The sequence below is a fragment of the Kitasatospora sp. NPDC089913 genome (assembly GCF_044748625.1).
Classification (GTDB): Bacteria; Actinomycetota; Actinomycetes; order Streptomycetales; family Streptomycetaceae; genus Kitasatospora.
Genome location: NZ_JBIVGI010000019.1, coordinates 34,040 through 57,492 on the forward strand (window position 1 = coordinate 34,040; position 23,453 = coordinate 57,492).

The window sequence follows — 23,453 nt, forward strand, 5'->3', positions numbered from 1 at the left end:
CCGTGTCCCCGCCGTCCCCGCCGTCCCCCTACTGCGGGCCGATCCGGGTTCCGCCGTCCAGTACGCCCCCCACCTGGACGCTGCCCCTGGCCGGGCGTTCCACGGCCAGGGTGTGGTCCGGTACCGGCCGGTCGACCGACCAGTCCGGGCCCTTGGCGGTGAGCCGGGCGACCCGCCGGCTGCCCGCCGCCAACAGGAACTCGGTGCCCTGCGGGGAACGCCACCAGGTCCAGCCCATGGTGTCCTGCTGGAACCGGCTGCACGACCGGCCCGGACCGCCGCCGGTACGCTGCGGCCCCGGGGCGGCGGGCAGCAGTACGGCGGTGGCGGCGCTGCCCTCGCCCGTCCAGCGGTCGGCGCGCAGGCAGACCCAGGACGCCGAGCCCGCGTTCTGCGGCAGCGGCTGCACCGCGAACGCCCACAGGTTGAGCTGCTTGACACCGGGCGTGCCGTCCGGGGCCGCGCAGCCCGCCCGGGCCCAGGCCTGCAGCGCGTCCGGGCCGGTCGCCTCGCGCGGCGCGCGCGCCGGCTGGCTCCGGTCCGGGGGCGGCGTGTAGGTGAGGTGGGCGGGGACGAGCCCGCCGAGGTCGGCCAGCAGGAAGGCGTGCTTCTCTGCGATGAGGGAGGAGGAGCGGAGCTGGAGCACGGTGGCTCCCCGGCAGTCCGTCGGCGCGCCGCCCGGTGCCGCCGGGGTGAGGCCCCCGGGATGCTCGAGGGGGCGGGCGGCGGTGTCGGGCCGGTCGATCCGGCGGGTCTCGGCGGTTTCCACCCAGGGGGCCAGCAGGTAGCGCACGGAGTCGCCCTGACGGTGCAGCACCACCGCTCCGGCCGTCGTCACGTCCGAGTCGTCGGCGCGGGCGAGGTCGAGGCCGCCGCCGGGCCCGTCGGTGTAGCGGGCCAGCCGCTGCCCGTCGTACAGCAGGACCACGGCGGCGCCGTCCACCGTGCCGGCGTAGAGCAGCCGGGGCGCGGCGAGCGGCGGCGCGGTGTCGGTGCCCGGTTCGGCGCGGGTCCGCGGGCCGGGGCGCTCCCAGGCGGTCAGCGCGCGGCCGAGCAGCGCGGCGTCGTCGGTGCGGTCGCCGCGGGCCGGCCAGGCGGTGAAGTCGACCCGCGCCGTGTGCTGCCAGAGGTCGGCGGGCGCCCGGACCAGTCCCGCCGGAGCGGCCCCGGCGTCGACCGGTGGTGGAGGCGCCGGCCTGGTGGTGGTGGAGGAGGAGGTCGTCGCGGTCGGGCCGGTGTCGGCGAGCGCGACGGCCGCGGCGGTCAGGCCCAGCGCACCGGCCAGCAACCCGGCGGTCAGCGCCCGGCGGCGACGCAGCAGATCGGTGGGCTGGACCCGGACGGCGCACGGGTCGAAGGCGGACAGGTCGACGGCGGACAGGTCGAAGACCGACAGGTCCGCCGCCGTCCCCGCGCCGGCACCGGCCGCCGCGTCGAGCGCCCGTTGGACCTGCTCGACCCCGGCGTGCCGCAGGACCTCGGCGGCCTCCGCGACGGAGAGGTCCTCCAGGGCGCGGAGCGCGAACGCGGCCCGGGCCGGCGCGTCGAGCGCCGCGAGCGCCTGCTCCAGCGCGGTGTCCTGCTCACCACCGTGCGGGGTGAACAGCCGCAGGCCCCAGACCCGGGGCGCCAGCGGCAGGCGGGCGGGGCGGGGGCGCAGCACGTCGCGCAGCACCCGCAGGCGCAGTGCGGCGTACACGGGGTCCTCGTCGCCCGGAGCCGGGTCGGCCCGGCGCGTCCAGCGGGAGGGCAGGGCGCGCTGGGCGGCCGCGTGGGCGGCGATGACGCGGCTGTGCCGGTCCCGGTCCGCGGGCAGCACCAGGTACGCGAGCCGGACCAGCCTGCGGTAGTGGCGCACCAGGGCCGCCTCGGCCTGGAGCAGCGGGCGGGCGGCGGCCCCCCGGGCGGGCGCCGCCAGGTCCATCGTCCGTCCTGCCAACGGGCCCTCCCCGGATTCGTCGGTGCTGTCGTGGCGGACGGTCCAACGAGTCGATCATGTGATGGTTGCGCCGTCCGGGGGGTCGGCACCGGTCCGGGCCGGCGCCTGCCCGGGGCGCCCGCCCGACCGCTCCCCGAATTCGGGGGAGGCAGCGCTTTCAGGGGAGGTAGCGCTCCAGGGCCCGCGCGCCCTCCTTCTCGATCAGCAGCCGCGCCCGCTCCAGGCGCTCGGGAGTCGGCTCACGGCCACTGGCCATCACCAGGTCCTCCGCGTCGAACGGCCGCTCCGAACCCGTGAACAGCTGGACCGACCGCTGGGTCCCCTGCTCCGGACCGGATCCCGGGTCTCCATCCATCGCACACCTCCTGGACAACTCGCTCGAACCTCCATCCTGGTCCTCCCCCGCCCGTACCGCACCCCGACGGGCGCCTTCGACCGGGACGGCGGCGCGTTCCGGGGGAGGTCGGAGGAGGAGATCGGGAACGGCGCTGCCGCTTCGTGCTCCCCGTGCCTTGCCGGTCCTGCGGACCCGGGGCCGCCCTCCCGGAGGACTTCGGGAGGGCACCGGAGCGACCTGACGGGACGACAACTCGCCCTGCCCGGAACCGATCCGGGCCGTGGGCACGGAGCCACGGGCGGGCGCGACGTCCGGCAGTCGTCAATGCGCCGTTGTGCCTGAAGACGAGCGCGAAGTGCTCCGGTTCGGCGGGGGCGGCGGCGTGGTCGATCTCTGTTGACTGTCCCCACGCCGCGAGTTGCACACGGACGATCGAAGCCCGGAAACCGTAGTCACCAGGGGGAACCGGCAAGTATGAGCACGATCACGAAACGGTCGCGGGGGTAGCGGCTGTCATGACCGGAACAATGAAGGACGGCCGCGCGGCCGGGCCCGACCTCGTCGGCATCGGCATCGGGCCCGCCAATCTGGGGCTGTCCGCCCTCCTCGATCCCCAACCCGCCCTCACCGCAAGGTTCTTCGAACGAAGGAGCCGCTTCGCCTGGCACGACGGGGCGATGCTCCCGGCGGCGGCCCTCCAGGTGCCTCCGCTGAAGGACCTGGTCACCCTCGTCGATCCGACCTCCCGCTTCTCCTTCCTCAACTTCCTCGCCGAACAGGGCCGCCTCTACCGGCACTTGATCGCCTCGCGGAGCGGAACACCGCGCGAGGAGTTCGAGCAGTACTACCGCTGGGCCGCCGACCTGATGCCCCAGCTCACCTTCGGCACCGAGATCACCGAAGTCCGCGCCGAGGAGAACGGGTTCAGCGTCCACGACGCCACCGGCGCCGTCACGAGGACCCGCAACCTCGTCCTCGGCAGCGGCCGCCGGCCGCACGTGCCGCGCTGCGTCACCGCCCGCGGGGCGCGCGTCCTGCACGCCGCCGAGATCATGCACCGGCGCCCCGAGACCCTCGGCAAGCGTGTGGCCGTCATCGGCGGAGGCCAGTCCGGCGCCGAGATCGTGCACTGGCTCCTCGGCGACAAGGACGTGCTGCCCTCCTTCCTCGTGTGGTCGACCCGGCGCGACGGCTTCCTGCCGCTGGACGACTCCGCCTTCAGCAACGAGTGGTACTTCCCCGGCTACGTACGGCACTTCACGCGCCTTTCCGCGAAACGCCGCGCCGACCTGCTGCGCACGCAGCGCCTGACGAGCGACGGCGTGTCGGCGGACCTCCTCGACGCGATCCACGCGCAGCTCTACCGCCTCGACGCCCTGCGGCCCGGACAGTGCGCCTACCGCCTGAGCCCGGGGCAGGAGCTGCTCGCCGTCGACGGCGGGGCCGACGACGCACCGATCGACGTCGTCACCCGGGACATCGACACCGACAGCGTCCACCGCGAACACGTGGACGTCGTCGTCCTGGCGACCGGGTACCGCAACCACACCCCCGCCTACCTGGAGCCCCTGCGCGAGCTGATCCCGCTCGACGAGGACGGCGCCTTCCGCGTCCGGGCGGACTACTCCGTCCAGCTCGACGGCCCGCCCGGCTGCCGGATCTTCGTCCAGGGCGCCGCCGGCCACACCCACGGCGTGGCCGACGCCAACCTCAGCCTGATGGCCTGGCGCAACGCCGTGATCGCGAACGCCGTCGCCGGGCGCGCCCTCTACCGCACGGACCGGGACAGCAGCACCGTCGCCTGGTCCCCCGCGCCGGCCCCGCACACCACCAGCCCCCAGGAGAGGACCGCCCGTGTCTGACGTACCCGCCCACCCCGGCGGCCCCGTGGGCTGCCTCGCGCCGGTCCCCGGGCCGGACGGTATCGTGCTGCGCGAGCACGATCTGACCGGCATCCCGGCCCCGTTCTCCTCCTCGGTGTTCGTCCTGCCGCCCGGCGCCGTGACCGACCCCGACGTCCACGACGTGCTGGAGACCTGGTTCGTCGCGGCCGGCCAGGGACACGTGGAGTACGGCGGAGCCACCCGTCCGGTGGCCACCGGCGACTGCTTCCACTTCGCCGGACGGCGCCCGCACCGCGTGCGCAACACCGGAACCACCGCGCTGACCGTCTTCTCCGTGTGGTGGTCGGCGTGAACACCGTCCTGGTCCTGGGCGGGGCCGCACCCGCCGACGCCGGGCACGGCCGCGACCTGAGCCTGCGCGCGCTGACGCAGTTCAAGGCCCGCGGCAGCCGCGTCGTCGTCACCGACACCGCCGCCGCCCTCGCCGCCGCCCCCGAGTACGCCGCGCTCGCGGACGAGACCCACGTCCTCGACCACACCGACCCCGCGGCCTGCGTGCGGTGGGCGCTGGCCCGACGGGCGCACCACCCGGTGGACGCGGTGACGGGCTTCCGCGAGTACTCCGTGGTCGCGGTCGCGGAGGTGGCCGCCGCACTCCGGCTGTCCGGCAACCGGCCCGAACTCGTCCGCACCGTACGCACCAAGGACCTGTGCCGGCGCGCGCTGCGCGACCTCGGCTTCCGCCAGCCCGCCACCGCCCTGTGCTCGACCCCGCAGGACGTCGCGGACTTCCTCGCCCGCCACGGCGGCCCCGTGGTGGTCAAGCCGCGCGACGCGGCGGGCAGCGAGGGCGTCGTACGGGTGGACGCGCCGGACGGGGCGGCCCGGGCCTTCGAGCGGGCGCGGGCCGGCGCGGGCCCCGGCCCGGTGCTCGTCGAGGAGTTCGTGACCGGCCCCGAGTACAGCGTGGAGGGCCTCTTCACCGGTGGCATCCCCCACGCGCTGGCCGTCACTCGCAAGATCCTCGCCCCCGGCACCTTCGTCGAGGCCGGACACGTCACACCCGTCGAACTCCCCGACGGACGCCACCGGGACATCGCCCTCGAGGCCACCCGGGCCCTGGAGGCACTCGGGCTGAGGTACGGGATCTTCCACGTCGAATGCTGGCTCACCGCCGAGGGCCCGGTCCTCGGCGAGGTGCACGTGCGGCCGGGCGGGGACTGGCTCCACGCGATGGTCGAGTGGTCCCACCCCGGGTTCGAGCTCCTCGGCGGCCTCCACGACGACCTGCTCGGACTCCCGGTCACGCTGCCCACCCGCCCGGCACGCGGCGCGGCCGTCCGCTTCGTCCTGCCCGAGGCAGGTCTCGTCACCGCCGTGGAGGGCTGGGACGCGCTCTCGGCCGACCAGCGGCTCATCCACGCCGAGCTGGCGGTGACGCCCGGGGACGTCGTCGCTCCCCCGCGGTCCTCCGCCGACCGGGCCGGAACCGTCTGCCTGGGCGCCGACAGCGCCCGGGCCGCGGCGGACGGCGTCGAGGCGCTGCTCGCGGGCCTGAAGGTGCACACCGCCCCCCGGCGGGCGGACGGGGACGAAGCGGACCGGTACGACGCCGCCCCGCACGACACCGCCCCGCACGACGCCGCCCGCACCGCGGACGCCCCCGACCACAAGGACCCCCGATGACCAGCACACCGCCCGCCGCCAGCATGGCGCAGATCGCCGAGGAATGGGACTCCTACCAGGAGGTCCCCGCCATCGACGAGGCCTACGCCGAAGCCCTCGGCGACCAGTTCGCGGGCCAGTTCAGCGGCGCCACCCCGCGCTACCTGGAAGACCTGGCCGCCCGCCTCGGCTGGAACCCGCACACGCGGGTCCTGGACGCCGGCTGCGGTACCGGCGGCCTCACCGCCGCGCTCTCCGCCCGCACCGGCTGCACGGCGGTGGGCCTGGACGCCAGCCCGGCCGCGGTACGCGTCGCACGCACCCGCCTGGCGGACCGCCCGGAGGCCGACCGCGTCACCTACGCCGTCGGCGACATGGGAGACCCGGCCCTTCCGCCCGGCTCCTTCGACGCCGTGCTCGCGATCGGCTCCGGGTACTGGTCCGACCCCGCCACCACCGTCGGGCACTGGCGGACCCTGCTGCGCGGCGAGCGGCCCGCGGTGGTCGTCGTGATCAGCCGCATCCTGCGCCCCCAGACCCCGTACGACGTCGAACTGACGTTGCAGGAAGGGCTGTTCGCGCCGCACCCGGACTGGGAGGCGGCACTGCGCGCGGCCGGCTTCGAGATCGAGGTGCGGGACCTCACCGAACCGGACGCCCAGTGCGTGGAGCGCCTGTACGCGGCGCTCGCCAGCCGACTGCCCGCGCTGCGCGCTCAGCTGGGCGACGCACCCGGCGAACGGTACCTGGCCGAGGTGCAGGTGCTGCGGGACGAGCACCGGGCGGGCCGGATGCGGCGTACGGAGATCGTGGCGAGGCTCGGCGGACAGCCATGACACCCCCCGGGCCCGCAGCACCCGCCCGCGCGAGCGGCGAGGCGGCGGACCTGGCGGTCGTCGGCGCGGGGATCGTCGGCGCGGCCATCGCCTTCGGCGCACTCACCGACCGCCCCGGCAGCCGGATCCTCGTGCTGGACCAGGGGGCGAGGAACACCGCCACCGAGCGGTCGCTTGGCGTGCTCGCCCCCTGGGCCGCCACACCGGGCCAGCGGGCCCTGCTGGAGCGCGGCACCGCCAGGTTCCACGACCCGCGCCTGCACGCGCTCGTCCGCCCGCACCTGCGCCGCGTGCCCGTCCTCGTGGTCGCCGGCGCCCCCACCCTGGAACGGCTCGCCCGATGCACGGTGGGGGCCACCATGGGACCCGCCTCCCCCGGGACGGTGCGGGCCGCCCGGGACGCCTGCGGCGAACTGCTCCTGCGACCCGGCGACGGCCTCGCGACCGTCCACGGCGGCATCGCGGTCATCGACACCGCCGCCGCGGCCGCCGCCCTGATCGGCGCGGTCGTCGACGCGGGCGGCCACCTGCGCACCGGCGCCGGCGCCCGCGTGACACGGATCGACACCGCGCGTCCCGGCCCGCAACGGCTGCTGCTGTCCGACGGATCGAGCGTCACCGCGCGCAGGTCCGCACTGGCGACCGGCCCGTGGCCCAGTCCGACGATCGGGTCCGGGACGCGGACCGACCGGGGCGAGCAGACCCCGTGGCGCACCAAGCGGATGGCGGCGCTGCGCATCGACCGGGAGCTGCCCGCCGGCGCGCCGATGGTCTGCTTCCCCGACGACGACCTGTTCCTCCTGCCCGCCCCCGGCGGTAGCGGCGGGGCTTCCGGGCGCGCCCCCGCAGCGGGTGGAGCGTGGGTGAGCTTCCGCAGCGAGCAGTGGGACGTCACGGCCGACGGCGGCCCCGACACCTTCGGCCCGCACACCCTCGACGAGGGGCTCGCCGTCCTGGGCCGCCGGCTGCCGGGGCTGCTGGCGGCGGCGCGTGCGGGACGGGCGGGCGTCGACGGCTACACCCCCGACCGCACGCCGCTCACCGACCTCCCGGCCCCGGGCGTCGCACGGGCCTCGGCCGCGTCCGGCGCCGGTGCCCGCCTGTGCTGGGGCATCGCGGACCGGGTGCTCGAACTCCTCGCCCCGTGAACGACGCCGTGAACGACACCGTGAACGACGCGGAGCCCCGCCCCCGCCTCCTCCCCTTCCGCCCGCACCTCCGCCCCTTCCGCCCGACCGACGTACGGACCGCGCATGACCGATCACCTGATTCTGGCCGCCCTGCCCACCCCCAACGGTGAACTCCACCTCGGACACCTCGGCGGCCCCTTCCTGGCCGCCGACGCGCTCGCCCGCCACCTGCGTGCGGAGGGCCACCGCGTCACCACCGTCTCGGCCACCGACGGCCGGGAGTCCTACGTCCTGGACGCCGCCCGCCGCGAGGGCCGCACCCCCGAGGCCACCGCCCGCGACTACCACGCCCGCATCGAGGCGGCACTGACCGCGACCCACTGCCGGCCCGACGTCCTCCTCGACGTCCACGACGAAACGGCGGAGGCGGACCACCGCGGCTGGCACCACACCCTCGCCGAACGCCTCTCCGAACGCGGCCGGATCGAGGTCCACCGCGAACGCCTGCTGTCCGACGCCGGCACGGGTGAGGAACTCGTCGCCTGCTGGCTCGCCGGACGCTGTCCCGCATGCGGGGAGGAGGTGGCCGGATACACCTGCGAGGCGTGCGGCATGTGGTTCCAGCCCGCCGACGTGCGCGAACCCCGCCCCCGCCACCCGCGCGAGCGCGTCACCGCGACCGACACCGCCTCGGCGTTCCTGCGCCTGGACCCAGCGGCCCTCCTCGACATGGCGCGCGAACGGCGCGTCCCCGGCGACTACCTGGACCTCGTTCGCGGCTACCTCGAACTCAACGGACCCCGCTGGCGGCTGTCGCACCCGCTCGGCTGGGGCGTCCCCTGGACCACCCCCGCTCCCCTGGCCCCCCGGCAGGTCCACTCGACCTACGCCCTCGGCACCACCGCGCTGTTCCTGCTGGCCGGCCGGGAGCACGCCCGGGCGCACGGTCTGCCCGACAACCCCCTGCTCGCGGGCGGGCCGCACCGGCCGCGCTTCACCCTGTGCTTCGGCATGGACGGAGCGCTCCCCCTGCTGATGCAACTCGCCGTCCAGGAAGCCACCGGGCTGCCGTGCGCCCCGGACGAGTACCGCTTCAACCGGTTCATGACCCTCGACGGGCAGAAGTTCTCCACCAGCCGCAACCACGTCGTCCGGGTGCTGGACTACGTGGCGGCCGGGCTGGACACCGACGCGCTCCGCTTCCACCTCGCCCGGCTCAGCCCCGGGGAGAAGCCCACCGACTTCTCCCCGGAGTCCTTCGCCGACGACATCACGCAGACCCTGGCCGGACGGCTCTCACGACTGCTCGACGTGTGCGAGGCCGGCACCCCGGCCCCGCACACCCGCGCCGCGAGCGCCCCGGCCTGCGTCCATCGCCTCTTCGAGGACACCGCGGCCCGGCACCGCGAGGCGCTGCGCACCGGTGACCTCGCCCAGGCCGCCGCCGCGGTGGACGACTGGCTGGCCCTGGCCCCCGACGCCGTCGAGGCGACGGGCGCCACCCGCGTCCTCGCCGTCCTGGCGGCCCTCGCCGCCCCCCTCATGCCCCGCTGGGCCGGCCTGGTCCAGGAGCGACTGCGGCTGCCCGACACACCGTCACTCGCGGCGGCCGGCCGGCTGCTGTCCTCGGACACGCTCCACCTCCCCGCCCCCGCCCCCGGTTCGCTGCCCCGCTTCGCTCCCGTCGACGCGGCCGAGGTCCGGGCGCTGACCCGCCGCACCGCCTGACCGCTCCCCGTCCCGCCCACGCCCCGTCCCACCCACGTGCCGTGCCGCCCACGCCCACGCCCACCAGACCCGCCCGGAGTACGCATGCCGTCCGTCCTGTTCGTCAACACCCGCAGGTCCCCCCTGGAGGTCAACGCCACCGCCCTGGCCGCCCACCGACTCGGGTTCGAGGTCCTCGTCCTGGCGGACCGTCAGCCGCCGTTCGCCGGTGAACTCGTCGCCGAGACCCGCATCGTGGACACCTTCGACACCGCCGCCGCACGCGAGGCCGCGCTCGAGCTGGTGCGGCGCCACGACGTCCGGGGCGTCCTCACCTGGGGCGACCGCGACGTCGAATTCGTCGCCGGACTCACCACTGAACTCGGCCTGCCCGGCCTTCCGCCCGCGGCCGCCCGCACCGTACGGAACAAGTTCCTCACCCGCGAGGCCCTCGCCGCCGCCGGCCGCCCGGACCTCATGCCCCGCTACGCGCTCGTCCACGACGAGGAGTCCCTGGGCCGCGCCGCGGCCCACGTCGGCTACCCCGCCGTCCTCAAACCCACCGGCGCCTCCGGCAGCCGCGGCATCCACCGCGTCCACGGACCGGACGACCTGGCCACCGAGTACGGGCTGCTGCGGAGCTTCACCCGTCCGGAGCGCGACCCGATCTTCCGGGCCAGGCCCGGCGAGCTCATCTACGAGGAGTTGCTCGGCGGGACGGAGCACAGCGTCGAGGGGCTCGTCGTCGGCGACGAGATCCGCATCGTCGGCATCACCGACAAGTGGGTCGCGGCCCCCTACTCCGTCGAATACCTGCAGATCCATCCGACAGCCCTCGACCGGGGACAGCAGGACGCCGTCGAGGAACTGGCCGCGCGGACCGTACGCGCCGCCGGGATGCGCGACTGCGCCTTCCACCTGGAGTGCCGGCTGCTGCCCGACGGAACCGCCCGGCTCCTGGAGATCGCGGGCCGGATCGGCGGCGGCTACATCACGTCCCACCTGATCCCCCTCGCCACCGGGATCGACTTCTACGCCGCCGCGATCGCCGTCGCCACGGGCAACGCGCCCGACCTCGAGCGGCGCGGCACCCTCCACGCGGGCTCCCGCCAGCTCATCAGCCCCCGTGCCGGCACCTTCACCGGCTTCACCGGGCTCAACACCGTCCTCGAGCTGCCCGGAGTCGAGCACGTGGCCCTCGACCAGGCCGTCGGCACCCGCGTGGCGCTGCCGCCCGAGGACTACATGAGCTGCGTCCTCGGCTCCGTCATCGCCCGCCGCGCGAGCCACTCCGCCGTGCACGAGGTCCTCCGGCAGGCGGCGCAGGCCGCCGCGCCCGCCTTCGCCGAACCGGGCCAGGGGCCGGAGCACGGCGAGAGCCACGGCCCGAGCCAGAGCGCGCCCGCCGCCCATGCCCGCTGACGCCGCGGGCGCCACGGCAGGTGGCACAGCGGCCGCCGCCGACCCCGCCGCCCCGCCCGGGGCCGGGAGCGCGGCGGCCGGGGCGGGGAGCGCGGCGGCCGGGGCGGGGAGCGCGGCGGCCGGGGCTGCCCTGCTCGCCCAGTGGACACTGGCCTGCTGCGCCGTCTGGGCCCTGCTCACCGTGCTGCCGCTGCACCTCACCCAGCGGCACCACGGCGCCGGCACGGTGGCGGCCCTGGTCACCGAGGCGGTCGTCAGCCTGCGCCTGATGCGGATCCTGGCGGGGCCCGCCCTGGGCAGGCTCCGCCCGCGCACCGCGATCACCGCCGCGCTGGGCCTCGGCGCGCTCGCGTTCGGCGCTCTCGCCGCGACCGGCGGCAGCGCCGTCGTCCTGGCGGCCGTCCTCCCGGTGCTCGGACTGGGGTTCGGCATGAACGCCATGGCCCTGAAGCTGATCGCCGCCGCCGCCCCGGACCGGCGTCGGGCAAGGGGCTTCGCCTCCCAGGCCGTCGCCGTCAACCTCGGCATGGCGCTGGGCCCGCTGGGCGGCGTCGCCCTCCAGCAGCGTTTCGGCACCGCCGCCTTCTGCGCAGCCGCGGCCTGCGTCCACGTGGTGGCGCTCGGCCTCGTCATGCTGGCGGGCCCGCCCGGGGAAGCTGCGGGGGCAGCCGTCGGCGCCGGGCGGACGCGGTGGAAGGCCCTGCTGCGGGAACCGGGGCCGAGAATGCCGCTCGCGCTCACCGCCCTCGGTTTCGTCCTGTACACCCAGCTCTTCGCGACACTTCCGCTGTACGCGAAGGAGGTGCTCGGCGCAGGGGGATCCCTGGGCACCGTGTTCCTCGTCAACGGCGTCCTGATCATCGCCCTGCAACTGCCGGTGACCCTGCTCTCCGGCCGCCTGGGCGTGCGGCCGACGACCCTGTGCGCCGTCGGTTTCGGGTGCTTCGCCGCGGCCTTCGCCTGCCTCGGCGCGGGACGGACCGTGGCATGGCTGTTCGCCGGGGTCGTCCTGGTCACCTTCGCCGAGATGCTGCTGATGCCCGCGCTCGACGTCCTCGTCGGCTCGGCCGGCCCCGCGCGCCACCGTGCCGCCCACTTCTCCCTCGCCGCCCTCGCGACCGGGCTCGGCGAGGCGGTCGGCAGCTTCAGCGGCGTGCGGGTGGCCACCGCGGACGGGCTGGGCACCGCACGGCTGTACACCGCGCTCGCCGTACTCACCGCGGCCCTGCTCCTGGGGACCACGGCCGTCCGCCTCCTGCGGACCGCCCGGACCGCTGCGGCTGCGGCTGCCGCTGCGGGCCACGATCCCGGCGTTCCCGGTGACGGGTGAGGGGGCGGTCTGCACCATCCGTTGACGCCCGTACCGGAAAGCGCTTACCGTCACTCCCGCCCGGTGCGTGCGGCGCCGCCCGGGTGCTGCCGCGCCGACCCCCACGGCGCTCCGGCGGCCGTGCGCCGCAACGTCGCACCCGGCATGCCGCACGGTTGCGCCGTCCCACGGTCGCACCGGCGCAACGTCGCACCGTCGCACCCGGCAAGGAGCCCTCTTGATCCCCGAGCCGCACTCCGCCACCCGCCTCCCGCTCTCCCCCACCCGTCCCGCGCACGTCCCCGCCCTTCCCGCGCACGTCCCCACCCGCACCCGCCTCCCGCTCTCCCGTCGACGGCTGCTCCAGGCATCCGCCGTCGCCCTGGCCGCCGCAGGCACCTGGTCCGCCCTCGGTGTGCCGACGGCCCGGGCCGCCGACCCGTACGACGAGCTGCGCCTGCGCTGGCGGGCGCTGCTGACCGGCACCGGCTTCGATCCGGCCGCCCAGCCGTTCAGCACCGCCCTCACCGCCCTCGGCGACCGCGCCCGCACCCAGCAGGCGGCGATGGCACCGACAGGCGGCTCCCTCTGGCCGGACCTGCCGCTCGGCACCGTCTCCGGCAACATCACCGCCAGCTACCTGCGGCTGCGCACCATGGCGCTGGCCTGGGCGCAGCCGGGCACCGGCTCGACCGCGGACCCGGCGCTCGCCACCGCCGTCACCACCGGCCTCGACCACCTGCACGCGATCGCCTACACCCCCACCGCGAGCAACTACAACAACTGGTGGGACTGGCAGATCGGCAGCCCGCAGGCCCTGCTCGACATCTGCGTCCTGGTCCAGCCGCTGCTCGGCCCCACCCGGATCGCCGACTACTGCGCGGCCGTGGACCACTCGGTCCCCGACTCGAAGGTGGCCGCCTACACCGGCACCTCCACCGGCGCGAACCGGGTCGACCTCTGCCGCGTGCTCGCGCTGCGCGGGGTGATCGGCCGGAACTCCGCCAAGCTGGCCCTGGCCTCCTCCGCGCTCTCCCCCGTCTTCCCGTACGTGCTCACCGGCGACGGCCTCTACCCGGACGGCTCGTTCGTGCAGCACACCTGGGTGCCGTACACCGGCTCGTACGGCGAGGTGCTGCTCGGCGGGCTGAGCAAGCTGTTCGGGCTGCTCGCCGGCTCCACCTGGGCCGTGACCGACCCGCAGCGGCAGACCGTGTTCGACGCGGTGGACTCCGCGTTCGCACCGTTCCTCTACAACGGCCTGGTGATGGACTCGGTGAGCGGCCGGGCGCCCAGCCGGGGACTGCAGAGCGGCGACCCGCTGCACCTGCAGCAGGACGACCACGGTCGCGGGCACACGATCATCGGGCACATCCTGCGGCTCGCCGACTCCGGTGCGGCGCCGGCCACGCAGTCGGCGGCGTGGCGGGCGGCGGTCAAGGGCTGGATCACCCGCGACACCTACCGCCCGTACCTCACCAACGCCGCCGTGGACGTCCCCGAACTCGCCCGCGCCCAGGCGCTGGTGAACGACTCCGGCACCGGACCGGCCGCCGAGCCGGTCGGCGCACGGCTCTTCGCGATGGACCGGGCGGTCGTCCGCCGGCCCGGCTGGGCGGCCTCGCTGGCCATGTGCTCGGCCCGCACCACCTTCTACGAGACCGGCAACGGCGAGAACCTGCGCGGCTGGCACACCAACAACGGCCTGCTCGCGTGGTGGGGTTCGACCTTCGGCAACGGCCAGTACTCGGACGCCTTCTGGCCGACCGTGAACCCGTACCGGCTGCCGGGGACCACCGTCTCCACCAAGCCCCTGGCGGACGCGGCGGGCGGCACCTGGGGAGCGGCCCGCCCGGACAACACCTGGGCGGGCGGCGCCTGCGACGGCACCTACGCGGCCGCCGGGCAGGCCGTGCGCGGCCTCTCCTCGACGCTGAGCGGCGTCAAGTCCTGGTTCGTGCTCGACGATTCGATCGTCTGCCTGGGCGCGGGGATCACCTGCGCGGACGGCGTGCCGGTGGAGACCGTGGTCGACAACCGCAACCTCGGCCAGACCGGCCAGCACGCCCTCACCGTGGACGGCACGGCGCAGCCGACCACCCTCGGCTGGTCCCGGCGCTTCACCGGGGCCCGCTGGGCGGCGATCGCCGGATTCGGCGCCTACCTCTTCCCCGGCGGCGCGACGGTCGACGCGCTGCGCGAGGCCCGCACCGGCAGCTGGCACGACATCAACACCGGCGGCACCGGCGAGACGCTGACCCGCCGCTACCTGACGCTCTGGTTCGACCACGGCACCGACCCGGCCGCCGCCGGCTACTCCTACCTGCTGATGCCGGGCGCGGACGCCACGGCGGCGGCGGCCCGCTCGACCGCGCCGACCGTCACCGTCCTGGCCAACTCCGCCTCCGTGCAGGCGATCACCGACAGCGCCTCCGGCGTCACCGCCGCCAACTTCTTCGCCGCCGGCACCACCGGTCCGGTCACCGTGTCGGCACCCGCCTCCGTCCTGGTCCGCGAGTCGGGCGACACCATGACCGTCACCGTGGCGGACCCGGGGCGCACCGCCTCCACCGTCCACGTCACCGTCGCCCGACCGGGCTACCGGACGGCCGATCCCGCCCCGGGCGTCACCGTCCTCACCACCGGCGACTCGGTGACCCTGCTGGTCGAGCTGGGCGGCACCCAGGGCGCGAGCCGTACCGTGACCCTGCGCACCACCGGCACCGCGCCCGCACCGGCCACCGCGACCCGGCTGGCGCCGACCCAGGACGCCTACGTCCGGGACGGCTCGTACGGCGACACCAACTACGGGACGGCGACCACGCTCACCGTGAAGAACACCGACTCCAGCGGCAGCGGCTTCAGCCGGCGGGCGCTGCTGGGCTTCGACACCTCGAGCGTGGGCGGGACGGTCCGCCGGGCGGTGCTCTGGGTGCGCGGGGCGGTGGCCGACTCCGGCGGCACCGAGACCTCGCTCCAGGCCTTCGCCACCACCGCGGGCGGCTGGACGGAGACCGCGGTGACCTGGAACCGGTCCCCCGCCCCCACCACAGCGCTCGGCACCGGCCGGATCTCCACCGCCGCGGACTGGGTCGGCCTGGACGTCACCGCCGCCGTCGCCACCGGCGGCACGGTGACCCTCGCGGTCTGGCAGCCGCTCGGCGCGGTCGGGCTGGCGGTCAACCTGAACAGCAGGGAGAACGCCGCCTTCCGGCCCCACCTGGAGCTGATCACCTCCTGATCGCCTCCTGAGCACCCTGCGGGCGCCCGCGGGCCTGCGGGCGCCTCGGGTCTGCGGGCGGCGCGCTGGCGCGGCGGCGCGCCGGTGTCCCGGCCGGACAGCGTGTGCGGGTACACCTGTTCGGCCGGGACACCGGCTGTCCGCCGATGGCCTGTCGGCAATCAACTCCCGCCCCTACACTGCGAGTCCGACCGGCCGCCGACCATGACGGCGAACCGGCGGGGACGACCGGGAGTTGGGGCGGATGAGCGACATTGGACTGAGAGTTCCGCACGAGTACCGGGTGGCGTCGAACCGGGTCGGGGGGCTCGCGTTCACCATCCTGCTGCTGTCCTTCGGGGCGCTGCTGCCGATCTGGAAGGACAAGGAGTTCGCCCCGTCCACCAAGGCGATCGGTTCCCTGCTGGTGATCGGCTTCTGCCTGCTGGTGATCGTCGGCGCCGCCCGCGCCGGCACGCTGCTCACCGCCGAAGGGATCACCGTCCGCGGGATCGTGCGCCGCCGGAAGCTGCGCTGGGCCGAGATCGCCCGCTTCGCCAAGGCCGCCAACCCGAACGCGCACGCCAAGGGCGCACCCAAGTTCCTCACCTACGCGTTCCGCGCCGACGGCCGCAAGATCCACCTCCCCTACGTCGACGACAAGCACGTCCTGGTGGACCGTGAGGTGGAACGGCTGAACGCGCTGCTGGCCGAGCGCCGCGGCGACACCGACTGAGCACGGCGCAGGCCCGGCGTCGTTCGCTCAGCGTGCCGGTGCCTCCCGGTCGGGGGCGGACGGCAGGGTCCTGAGGCGGCGGACCGGCGAGAGCACGAGGCCGATGACGACGGCGGCGGAACCGGCCGCGGCAACGGTCAGGGCTCCTCGGGCCCCGAGTTGGCCGGTGAGCAGGCCGGCGGACAGGCCGCCCAGGGAGCCGCCGCCGAACAGCAGGGTCCGGAACGCGGCGGTCATCCTGCCCATCATCGACTGCGGCGTCATGGCCTGGCGCAGGCCGACGATGACGACACCGGCCACGCCGAGGCCCAGGTAGGTGGCGAAGAAGGACAGAACGAACATCCCGATCATCACCGGTCGCGGCCCGGTGGCGGCGGGGACGAGCGAGGGTCCGAGCAGCAGAACGGACTGGGCGACCAGGTAGACCTTGCCGAGCGGGAACCGGTCGATCACCTTCCGCGAGATCAGCGCGCCGATCAGGCCGCCGACGGAGGCGGTCGCGAAGACCGCGCCGATCGTCTCCGAGCCGAGGTGGAGGTCGTGGTTGCCGTAGAGCAGGAACATCGTCCACACCGTGACCATGGAGAAGTTGCAGCAGAATCCGATCAGCGCGAGCGACCGGAGCACGCCGTCGCGCATCACCCAGCCCATGCCGTCCCTGAGTTCGCGCCACAGGTGCCGCTCGGCGACCGGTTCCGGGCGCGGCTCGGTGGTACGGATCAGCAGCAGCGAGACGACGGACACCGCGTAGGAGCAGGCGTTGGCGAGCAGGGCCACCGGCGCGCCCACCGCCGACACCAGGACGCCCCCGAGCCCGGGCCCGGCGATGTCGGCGGCCGAGGAACTGGTGCTCAGCCGGGCACTGGCCTCGACGTAGTACTCGGGGCTCTTGACCAGTACCGGCACGTACGACATCCAGCTGACGTCGAACACCACCGACGCGATGCCGACCGTACAGGCGATCGCCATCAGCAGGGGCAGGTCGAGCGCGTCGCACCAGTACAGCACCGGTATCAGGGCGAGCAGGACCAGCCTGACCAGGTTCGCGCCGAGCATGACCGGCCGCCTCCGGTACCGGTCCGCCCAGACGCCGATCACCAGTGCGAGCCCGAGGTAGGGGGCCAGCTGCAGGAAGCGCAGCAGCCCGACCTGTTCGTCGGTCGCGCCGAACGCGCCGATGGCGGTCAGCGGCAGCGCGAGGCCGGTCACCTGGGTGCCGAGCAGGGAGAGTGTCTCGCCCACCCAGAACCGCGAGAAGTCGGCGTTGTGCCAGAGGCTCCGGCGCGGTGCGGCCGCGGTGTCCGTGGCGGCCGCGGTGTCTGTGGCGTCAGTGCTGTCGGTGGCGACCGGCACGGTCGAGGTCCGGATCATCGGATGCTCCCGGCGAGCTCTGCGACCGCGCCCGCCACCGTGTCGACCTCGTCCTCGGTGTTGTAGTAGTGCGGCGACAACCGCAGGCACCACGACACCTCCTTGTCGGCGAAGTCGAACTGTGCGAACTCCCGGTAGCTGAGCGCGGAGTTGATGCCGCGGGCGTCCAGTGCTTCCTTGAACGGCTCGGCCTCCCACCCCTCGATCGCGAACGTCACCAGCGCGGCCGGGTCCGGCCCGCCGTCCAGGGTGCGGACGCCGGGCACCGCCGCGAGCTGCTCGCGCAGCCGTCCGGCCAGGGCCGGGGTGCGCCGGGCGATCGGTTCGAGGCCGACCCGCAGCGCGTAGCGGACGGCGGCGGCGCAGCCGAGCACGGTGGCGTAGGGGAACTCCCACTCCTCGAACCGGGCCGCGGTGGCGACCGGACGGTAGTGGCCGGGGGCGACCCAGCGCGCGCCGTGCATGTCGATGTGCAGCGGCTCGTACCCGGCGGCGAGGGCCCGGTCGGAGACGTAGAGGAAGCCCGAACCGCGGGGCCCGCGCAGGAACTTCCGGCAGGTGGCGGTGAGCAGGTCGCAGCCGATCCGGTCGACGTCGACGGGGTACTGGCCGACCGACTGGCAGGCGTCGACCAGGTACAGCAGGTCGAGTTCGCGGCAGTGCCGGCCGACCTCGGCGACCGGCTGCACCAGGCCGGAGTTGGTGGGCACGTGCGTGACGGCGACCAGGCGCGGGCGGTGGGCGCGCATCAGCACGGCCATGGCGTCGACGTCGACGCCGCCGCCGTCCGGGAGGTCGGGGGCGTGCACGATGCGGACACCGTGGCGCCTGCGCAGGGAGAGGAAGGCGATCTGGTTGGAGACGAAGTCGTTGCGGGTGGTGAGGATGACGTCCCCGGGGCGGAAGTCGATCGCGGAGAGGGCCTTGGCGTAGGCGTGGGTGGCGCTCGCGGCGAAGGCGATGTTGCCCGGGCGGGTGCCCAGGAGCTCGGCGAGCGAGGCGTGGAAGTCCTCGACCTCGGCGGCCCGGGCGGCGGACGCCTCGTACCCGCCGATGGTCGCCTCCAGTCGGAGGTGGTCGAGCATCGCCCCGAGCACCGGACGCGGCATCAGCCCGGCACCGGCGTTGTTGAAGTGGATCACGGCCTCACAACCGGGGGTGTCGGCCCGGAGGGCGGTGAGGTCCAGGAGCGGTTCCGCACCGTGGTTGAAAGCGCTATTCTCATTCCTCATGAATGACGGTAGCAGTACCGAGGCCCTCGTGGCGATCCTCCGGAACGAGATCACCCGGCTCGCCCCGGGCGACCGCCTGCCCAGCAGCCGCGATCTGATCGCACGTCACGGGGTCGGACCGGTCACCGTCTCCCGGGCCATCGCGCTCCTGTCGGCCGAGGGAGCGGTCGTCACCCGGCCGGGGAGCGGGACCTACGTCGCCGCCCGCCGCCCGCGGACCGCGGGCGGCGAACCGGACACCTCGTGGCAGGCGGTCGCCCTGGCCGGCCGCCAGCCCCTTCCGGACCCCTCCGACGAGCGGTCCGCCGCGCCGGCGGCCGGCACCGTCGCCCTGTCCGGCGGCTACCTGCACGAGGACCTCCAGCCCACCCGGCTGCTCGGCGGCGCCCTCGCCCGGGCCGCCCGCCGCCCGGACGCCTGGCACCGCGCCCCGGCGGCCGGTCTGTCGACCCTGCGCACGGTCTTCGCCCGTCAGGCGGGCGGCGACGTCGGCCCCGAGGACGTTCTGGTGACCGGGGGCGGGCAGGGAGCGCTGTCCATGCTGTTCCGCGCCCTCGCGGCCCCCGGGGCCCCGGTCCTGGTCGAGTCACCGACGTACCCCGGCGCACTCGCCGCCGCCCGCGCCGCCGGACTGCAGCCGGTGCCCGTGCCGATGGACGACCAGGGCCTGCGCCCCGATCTGCTCGCCGACGCCTTCGCCATGACCGGCGCCCGGCTGCTCTACTGCCAGCCCACCTTCCACAACCCCACCGGCACCGTCCTCTCCTCCGAGCGGCGCCCTCGGATCGTCGACGTGGCACGCGCCGCCGGAGCCTTCCTGATCGAGGACGACTTCGCCCGGAACCTGGGCCACGGCCGTCCGGCGCCGCGCCCGCTGGTCGCCGACGACCGCGACGGCACCGTCGTCCACCTCACATCGCTGACCAAGCCGGCCTCGCCCAGCCTGCGGATCGGCGCCGTCGTCGCCCGGGGCCCGGTCGTGCGGCGCCTGCTCGGGATGCGACGGGTCGACGACTTCTTCATCGCCCGCCCCCTCCAGGAGGCCGCGGTCGAACTGCTCAGCACCCCCGCCTGGGACCGCCACCTGCGCGGCCTGGCCGCAGCACTGCGGCACCGCTGCGCCGTCCTCGCCGATGCCCTCGCCCGCGAAGTGCCCGACTGGACGCTCTCGCAGCTGCCGGAAGGCGGCCTGCACCTGTGGTTCCGGCTTCCCCCCGGCCTCACGGAGGCGGCCGTCGCGGACGCCGCGGCGGCGCACCGGGTGACCGTCGACCCGGGCGGGCGCCACTTCCCGGCCGAACCACCCGCCGCCCATCTGCGTCTCGGCTTCGCCGCCGCGGCCGAACCCGCCGACCTCGTCGAAGCCGCCGCCCGCCTCGCCACCGCGGCCCGCCAGTGCACGCCGACACCCGGCTGACACCACGACCGCCCCGGCGCACTGCTCGCGCTGCTCGCCCCTTCCTGTCGGCCGACCTGCCGAACTCACCGGAGCAGGGCCGGAGGGGTCGCAGGGACGGACCGCGCCGAGGCGGCCCCGCATACCGAGGATCTGACATCCTGCGGATCATGAGTTACTGGGATCCGATACCTGCTGTCCGCCTCCTCATAGGCACACCCCACCCGCTGTGGCAGCACGGCATCGTGCGGCACGACTGGTCCGAGCCCGCGCCCGACGGCTGGGAGAACCGGGACTGGCGGAACGTCCCGGGCCCCTTCTACACGGCCGGCACCGACAACTGCCTCACCGGCAGGCAGTGCGCGCCGGAGCACGTCGCGTACGAGGACGAGTACTGCACCGAGTTCGTCTACCGTCAGCCGGTCGAGGCCGCCGGCGTGCACGAGTTGACCTGCGCCGGGGAGTGCGACCCTTTCGGCGCCTACGGAGGGGACGGCGACCGTCACTGGACCCCGGAACTGGTCCGGGACTGGTGGAGAGAGCGCGGAAGAGCACGGGAGTGGGCCCTGCGAGTGGGACGGGGCGAGTGGGCGACGTCCGAGAACCGAGCGTTCCGGGACGCCGCTACTGGGGCACGGGCGTACCTCGCCCACATCGAACACGGTCTTGGGGACTACCTTCGCGACTACATGTTCTGGCTCTCCGAAGGCCGCCCGGCCGCGCCCGGTGAGCGCCTGCCGGAGCTCGACTCGTAGGTGCCGGAACGGAGGCCGCACCGAGTTGCGAAGTCGGCCCGACAGCTTGCTCCGCGTGCGTCTATCGTGTACTGCCGTGGGCTACGACCTGTACATCACGCGGCGTGAGAACCTGTGGGACGAAGAGGGCGAGGACATCGACGCGGCGGAGTGGGAAGCGGCAGTCGCCGCAGACTCCGGAATTGTGGCGGTCCCGCTGCCGGAAGGCTGCCCGGAGAGGGTCGCCGAGCTTGTACCACTGCGGAACGGGGAGTCGTCCGGCGAGCCCTTGTGGTGGAGAGCCGGGCAGATCAAAGCCAAGAACCCGACGGATGCCATGGTCTCAACCATGTGCCGCTTGGCGAAGGCGCTGAATGCCCGGGTCCAGGGCGAGGACGGTGAGCACTACGACATGTGACGTGTGTTCACCGCAACACGTCATGTTCCGTACCGCCATCGGGGCCTTCCTGCCCCACCATCCACCGCTGCACCTGCGGATCAGCGACTTCCAGATCGTGCACAGGGGCACGTCGACGGCCGACGGACCGCGGACGTCACCACGGGCACCCGATTCGGGGGTTGCCCGCTTCGTGCCCACCGGCCCCCATCCGGACCCACCCGTTCCGGCTCCGTCCTCGCTGTCGGACGGGGCTCCTAGAGTGGTCGGCACACCGAACAACCGGAGGATCCGTGTCCAGCCATCCCGGCGTGCGCGCGCTGTTGGGCGTGCTCGCGCCATGCAGACGAAGCAGCGAAGGAGCCCCTCTTGACGTGGCCGGAGCGGCGGAAGCCGAACGGCGGCTCGGGATACGGCTGCCCTCGGACTACATCGCCTTCATGGAGACCTACGGAGCCGGCTCGATCGGCGGGGACTCGCTGTTGATTGCCGCCCCGTACAGTGCTTCAGGAGGCAACAGTGTGGTCGGCATGGCCGAACTCTTCTGGGAACAGGCCCCCGAGCACTACTCCCACTTGCTGCCCGCCGGCGTCAGTGCCGACATGCTGATCCGGTGGGGTTTCACCGAGGACTGTGCCCACTTGTTCTGGCTGATGACAGGCGAGGACAGTGACGCCTGGCCCATCGTCGAACTCCAGGAGGACGGCGGCCCGTTCACCGTCCACGGAGGCGGGTTCGCCGACTACCTGCGAGCTTGGTGCACCACTGCCGCGGAAACGTTGGAGTTCATGCACTGGCGCGAACACGACCACCTCGTCGAACAGGGCCTCAACCCCTCCACAGGCCTCCCCTGGGGTGTCTGAACGGGACTTCTGCGTCGGGGTGAAGCCCGTTCGGCCGTCCGTCCGAAGGAGGCCGGCCGGGCTGGCGGACAACCCGGCCGGCCTCGTTGCTCCGTCAGTCCGTCGCGTGGAGTCGGGACTCGGCGAGGGCGAGGCCCGCGATGGCCGCGAGCATCAGCAGTGTGCCGACGACCGTCGCTGCGGTGAGCCGCTCGCCGAGGAACAGGACGGCGAGTGCCGCCGCGCTGACCGGCTCGATCAGCATCACCACCGATGCCGTGGCCGCCCGGACGGCGCCCGCTCCGGCGAAGTACAGCGGGTAGGCGAGAGCCGTCGTGACGACGGCGACGTAGAGCATCAGCAGGACGACCTGGCCGGGGCGGGCGGCGTGCGGCAGGAGGCCCTCGCCCCGGGCGAACGGCAGCATCACGGCGGTGCCGACGGCGAACGCCCCCACCGTGAGGGCGTACGGGTCCTCTCCCCCGCCGTGCCGTCCGGTCCAGCGTCCCAGGACGGTGGAGACGGCGTATCCGGCGGCGGACAGCAGCGCCGCCCCCACCCCGACGGGGTGGACGACACCCGCCCGGTTGCCCAGGACCAGGATCGCCAGACCGGCCAGGGCTCCACCGACGGCCAGCAGGCCACCGCGTCCCACCCGCTCGCCCAGGAACAGGCGACCGCCGGCGGCGGTGAACAGGGGGGCCGCCCCCAGGGCGACGATGGTGCCCACGGCCAGCCCGGTGTCCCGCACCGCGGCGAAGTAGGCGGTCTGGAAGACCGCCAGACCGATGCCGGTGCCCGTGAACAGCAGCATGCGCCGGCCCATCGGCCTCGGTGCCCGCGGCGCCCGCGGCGCCCTGCGGGGCCGGCGAAGGGCGCGCCCCGCGAGCAGCAGTGCGACGCCGGTCAGGAAGCGCCAGAACGAGACGGCCATGGGCCCGAAGTCGCTGGACCGGTAGACGATGTCCACGGCGGCCCCGGTGGTGCCCCAGGTCACGCCCGCGAACGCGAGGCAGGCCAGACCGCGGCGCACGGAGCTCGGCGCCGTCACGGGGGCAGGGGTTGTTGAGACAGCAGTTCTCGACACGGAAGGAATCTCCAGACGGAGCAGGTGGTCGTGGTCGCGTCCGCGGGCACAACCGGTCGGCGCGTCACGGCGGCCTGTGGACTGTGGCCTGCCGCCTGGCTACGCGCTGGTGTCGATCGCGACCCGCCTCAGCGGACGGGAGGCGCGAGAACTGCTGCACACATGGGCTCGATCCTACGCCGCAGGCAGGGCCCGTCCTCCCGGGGCGGACCCGGTGGCGCCGGGCCGGTGGGACGCGGTCGCGGGTCG

The 23,453-nt window shown here is 74.7% G+C and carries 19 protein-coding genes; 14 read left to right on the plus strand and 5 right to left on the minus strand.

Translation table 11 applies throughout. The features are described from left to right. Positions 1-28 precede the first annotated feature (28 nt). Entirely contained in the window at positions 29-1,939 is a 1,911-nt protein-coding gene (locus ACIPYS_RS26210) for a hypothetical protein (RefSeq protein WP_400750184.1), read from the minus strand. 157 nt (positions 1,940-2,096) lie between these two features. Beyond that, positions 2,097-2,294, minus strand: coding sequence for a hypothetical protein (locus ACIPYS_RS26215; protein ID WP_093864248.1), 198 nt, complete (start codon positions 2,292-2,294; stop codon positions 2,097-2,099). 497 nt (positions 2,295-2,791) lie between these two features. On the opposite strand from ACIPYS_RS26215, the gene ACIPYS_RS26220 reads away from it, so the two are divergent. The 10 genes from ACIPYS_RS26220 (at position 2,792) to ACIPYS_RS26265 (ending at position 16,145) form a co-directional block, all read left to right on the plus strand. Continuing rightward, positions 2,792-4,138 carry a lysine N(6)-hydroxylase/L-ornithine N(5)-oxygenase family protein gene (locus ACIPYS_RS26220; protein WP_400750188.1) on the plus strand — a complete coding sequence of 449 codons (1,347 nt, stop codon included), beginning with the start codon at positions 2,792-2,794 and terminating at the stop codon, positions 4,136-4,138. Then, on the plus strand, positions 4,131-4,472 hold the full coding sequence (locus ACIPYS_RS26225; protein ID WP_093864246.1) for a cupin domain-containing protein: 342 nt from the start codon (positions 4,131-4,133) through the stop codon (positions 4,470-4,472). The genes ACIPYS_RS26220 and ACIPYS_RS26225 overlap by 8 nt, the downstream gene beginning before the upstream one ends. After that, complete coding sequence (locus tag ACIPYS_RS26230; protein WP_400750192.1) at positions 4,469-5,806, plus strand: ATP-grasp domain-containing protein; 1,338 nt, start codon at positions 4,469-4,471, stop codon at positions 5,804-5,806. The genes ACIPYS_RS26225 and ACIPYS_RS26230 overlap by 4 nt, the downstream gene beginning before the upstream one ends. Further along, positions 5,803-6,621, plus strand: coding sequence for a class I SAM-dependent methyltransferase (locus ACIPYS_RS26235; RefSeq protein WP_400750195.1), 819 nt, complete (start codon positions 5,803-5,805; stop codon positions 6,619-6,621). The genes ACIPYS_RS26230 and ACIPYS_RS26235 overlap by 4 nt, the downstream gene beginning before the upstream one ends. Continuing rightward, positions 6,618-7,769 (plus strand): FAD-dependent oxidoreductase, encoded by a 1,152-nt coding sequence (locus tag ACIPYS_RS26240; protein ID WP_400750198.1) that lies wholly within the window; start codon positions 6,618-6,620, stop codon positions 7,767-7,769. The genes ACIPYS_RS26235 and ACIPYS_RS26240 overlap by 4 nt, the downstream gene beginning before the upstream one ends. A gap of 105 nt (positions 7,770-7,874) precedes the next feature. Beyond that, a complete protein-coding gene (locus ACIPYS_RS26245; RefSeq protein ID WP_400750201.1) occupies positions 7,875-9,479 on the plus strand; it encodes a class I tRNA ligase family protein in 1,605 nt (534 codons plus the stop codon). An 84-nt stretch (positions 9,480-9,563) separates the two neighbouring features. Beyond that, positions 9,564-10,880 carry an ATP-grasp domain-containing protein gene (locus tag ACIPYS_RS26250; protein ID WP_400750204.1) on the plus strand — a complete coding sequence of 439 codons (1,317 nt, stop codon included), beginning with the start codon at positions 9,564-9,566 and terminating at the stop codon, positions 10,878-10,880. Continuing rightward, positions 10,870-12,210, plus strand: a complete 1,341-nt coding sequence (locus ACIPYS_RS26255) for an MFS transporter (protein ID WP_400750207.1) — start codon at positions 10,870-10,872, stop codon at positions 12,208-12,210. The genes ACIPYS_RS26250 and ACIPYS_RS26255 overlap by 11 nt, the downstream gene beginning before the upstream one ends. Positions 12,211-12,427: 217 nt before the next feature. After that, a complete protein-coding gene (locus ACIPYS_RS26260) occupies positions 12,428-15,430 on the plus strand; it encodes a polysaccharide lyase family 8 super-sandwich domain-containing protein (RefSeq protein WP_400750210.1) in 3,003 nt (1,000 codons plus the stop codon). Positions 15,431-15,674: 244 nt separating this feature from the next. Further along, on the plus strand, positions 15,675-16,145 hold the full coding sequence (locus ACIPYS_RS26265; RefSeq protein ID WP_400750213.1) for a PH domain-containing protein: 471 nt from the start codon (positions 15,675-15,677) through the stop codon (positions 16,143-16,145). 27 nt (positions 16,146-16,172) lie between these two features. Here the strand turns inward: ACIPYS_RS26265 and ACIPYS_RS26270 are convergent, their stop codons facing one another. Both ACIPYS_RS26270 and ACIPYS_RS26275 read right to left on the minus strand, forming a co-directional pair. Continuing rightward, positions 16,173-17,516 (minus strand): MFS transporter, encoded by a 1,344-nt coding sequence (locus ACIPYS_RS26270; RefSeq protein WP_400750216.1) that lies wholly within the window; start codon positions 17,514-17,516, stop codon positions 16,173-16,175. Further along, a complete protein-coding gene (locus tag ACIPYS_RS26275; RefSeq protein WP_400750219.1) occupies positions 17,513-18,748 on the minus strand; it encodes an aminotransferase class V-fold PLP-dependent enzyme in 1,236 nt (411 codons plus the stop codon). Before ACIPYS_RS26275 ends, ACIPYS_RS26270 begins: the two co-directional genes overlap by 4 nt. On the opposite strand from ACIPYS_RS26275, the gene ACIPYS_RS26280 reads away from it, so the two are divergent. The 4 genes from ACIPYS_RS26280 (at position 18,747) to ACIPYS_RS26295 (ending at position 22,138) form a co-directional block, all read left to right on the plus strand. Next, complete coding sequence (locus tag ACIPYS_RS26280) at positions 18,747-20,165, plus strand: PLP-dependent aminotransferase family protein (protein ID WP_400750222.1); 1,419 nt, start codon at positions 18,747-18,749, stop codon at positions 20,163-20,165. The two genes, ACIPYS_RS26275 and ACIPYS_RS26280, sit on opposite strands and share 2 nt — an antisense overlap. A gap of 149 nt (positions 20,166-20,314) precedes the next feature. Then, positions 20,315-20,899, plus strand: a complete 585-nt coding sequence (locus ACIPYS_RS26285; RefSeq protein ID WP_093864235.1) for a hypothetical protein — start codon at positions 20,315-20,317, stop codon at positions 20,897-20,899. A 76-nt stretch (positions 20,900-20,975) separates the two neighbouring features. Then, positions 20,976-21,296 carry a hypothetical protein gene (locus tag ACIPYS_RS26290; protein WP_400750226.1) on the plus strand — a complete coding sequence of 107 codons (321 nt, stop codon included), beginning with the start codon at positions 20,976-20,978 and terminating at the stop codon, positions 21,294-21,296. Positions 21,297-21,568: 272 nt separating this feature from the next. Further along, positions 21,569-22,138 carry an SMI1/KNR4 family protein gene (locus tag ACIPYS_RS26295; RefSeq protein WP_400750229.1) on the plus strand — a complete coding sequence of 190 codons (570 nt, stop codon included), beginning with the start codon at positions 21,569-21,571 and terminating at the stop codon, positions 22,136-22,138. Positions 22,139-22,232: 94 nt separating this feature from the next. Here the strand turns inward: ACIPYS_RS26295 and ACIPYS_RS26300 are convergent, their stop codons facing one another. Next, positions 22,233-23,168, minus strand: coding sequence for a DMT family transporter (locus tag ACIPYS_RS26300; protein WP_400750232.1), 936 nt, complete (start codon positions 23,166-23,168; stop codon positions 22,233-22,235). Between the last annotated feature and the right edge of the window lie 285 nt (positions 23,169-23,453).

What these genes read in the sequence shown, in the direction of transcription:
- ACIPYS_RS26215 (WP_093864248.1), bottom strand. Translation starts at nt 2,294, where the DNA reads ATGGATGGAGACCCGGGATCCGGTCCGGAGCAGGGGACCCAGCGGTCG.
- ACIPYS_RS26275 (WP_400750219.1), bottom strand. Translation starts at nt 18,748, where the DNA reads ATGAGGAATGAGAATAGCGCTTTCAACCACGGTGCGGAACCGCTCCTG.
- ACIPYS_RS26220 (WP_400750188.1), top strand. Translation starts at nt 2,792, where the DNA reads ATGACCGGAACAATGAAGGACGGCCGCGCGGCCGGGCCCGACCTCGTC.
- ACIPYS_RS26270 (WP_400750216.1), bottom strand. Translation starts at nt 17,516, where the DNA reads ATGATCCGGACCTCGACCGTGCCGGTCGCCACCGACAGCACTGACGCC.
- ACIPYS_RS26250 (WP_400750204.1), top strand. Translation starts at nt 9,564, where the DNA reads ATGCCGTCCGTCCTGTTCGTCAACACCCGCAGGTCCCCCCTGGAGGTC.
- ACIPYS_RS26285 (WP_093864235.1), top strand. Translation starts at nt 20,315, where the DNA reads ATGAGTTACTGGGATCCGATACCTGCTGTCCGCCTCCTCATAGGCACA.
- ACIPYS_RS26265 (WP_400750213.1), top strand. Translation starts at nt 15,675, where the DNA reads ATGAGCGACATTGGACTGAGAGTTCCGCACGAGTACCGGGTGGCGTCG.
- ACIPYS_RS26245 (WP_400750201.1), top strand. Translation starts at nt 7,875, where the DNA reads ATGACCGATCACCTGATTCTGGCCGCCCTGCCCACCCCCAACGGTGAA.
- ACIPYS_RS26255 (WP_400750207.1), top strand. Translation starts at nt 10,870, where the DNA reads ATGCCCGCTGACGCCGCGGGCGCCACGGCAGGTGGCACAGCGGCCGCC.
- ACIPYS_RS26280 (WP_400750222.1), top strand. Translation starts at nt 18,747, where the DNA reads ATGAATGACGGTAGCAGTACCGAGGCCCTCGTGGCGATCCTCCGGAAC.
- ACIPYS_RS26240 (WP_400750198.1), top strand. Translation starts at nt 6,618, where the DNA reads ATGACACCCCCCGGGCCCGCAGCACCCGCCCGCGCGAGCGGCGAGGCG.
- ACIPYS_RS26235 (WP_400750195.1), top strand. Translation starts at nt 5,803, where the DNA reads ATGACCAGCACACCGCCCGCCGCCAGCATGGCGCAGATCGCCGAGGAA.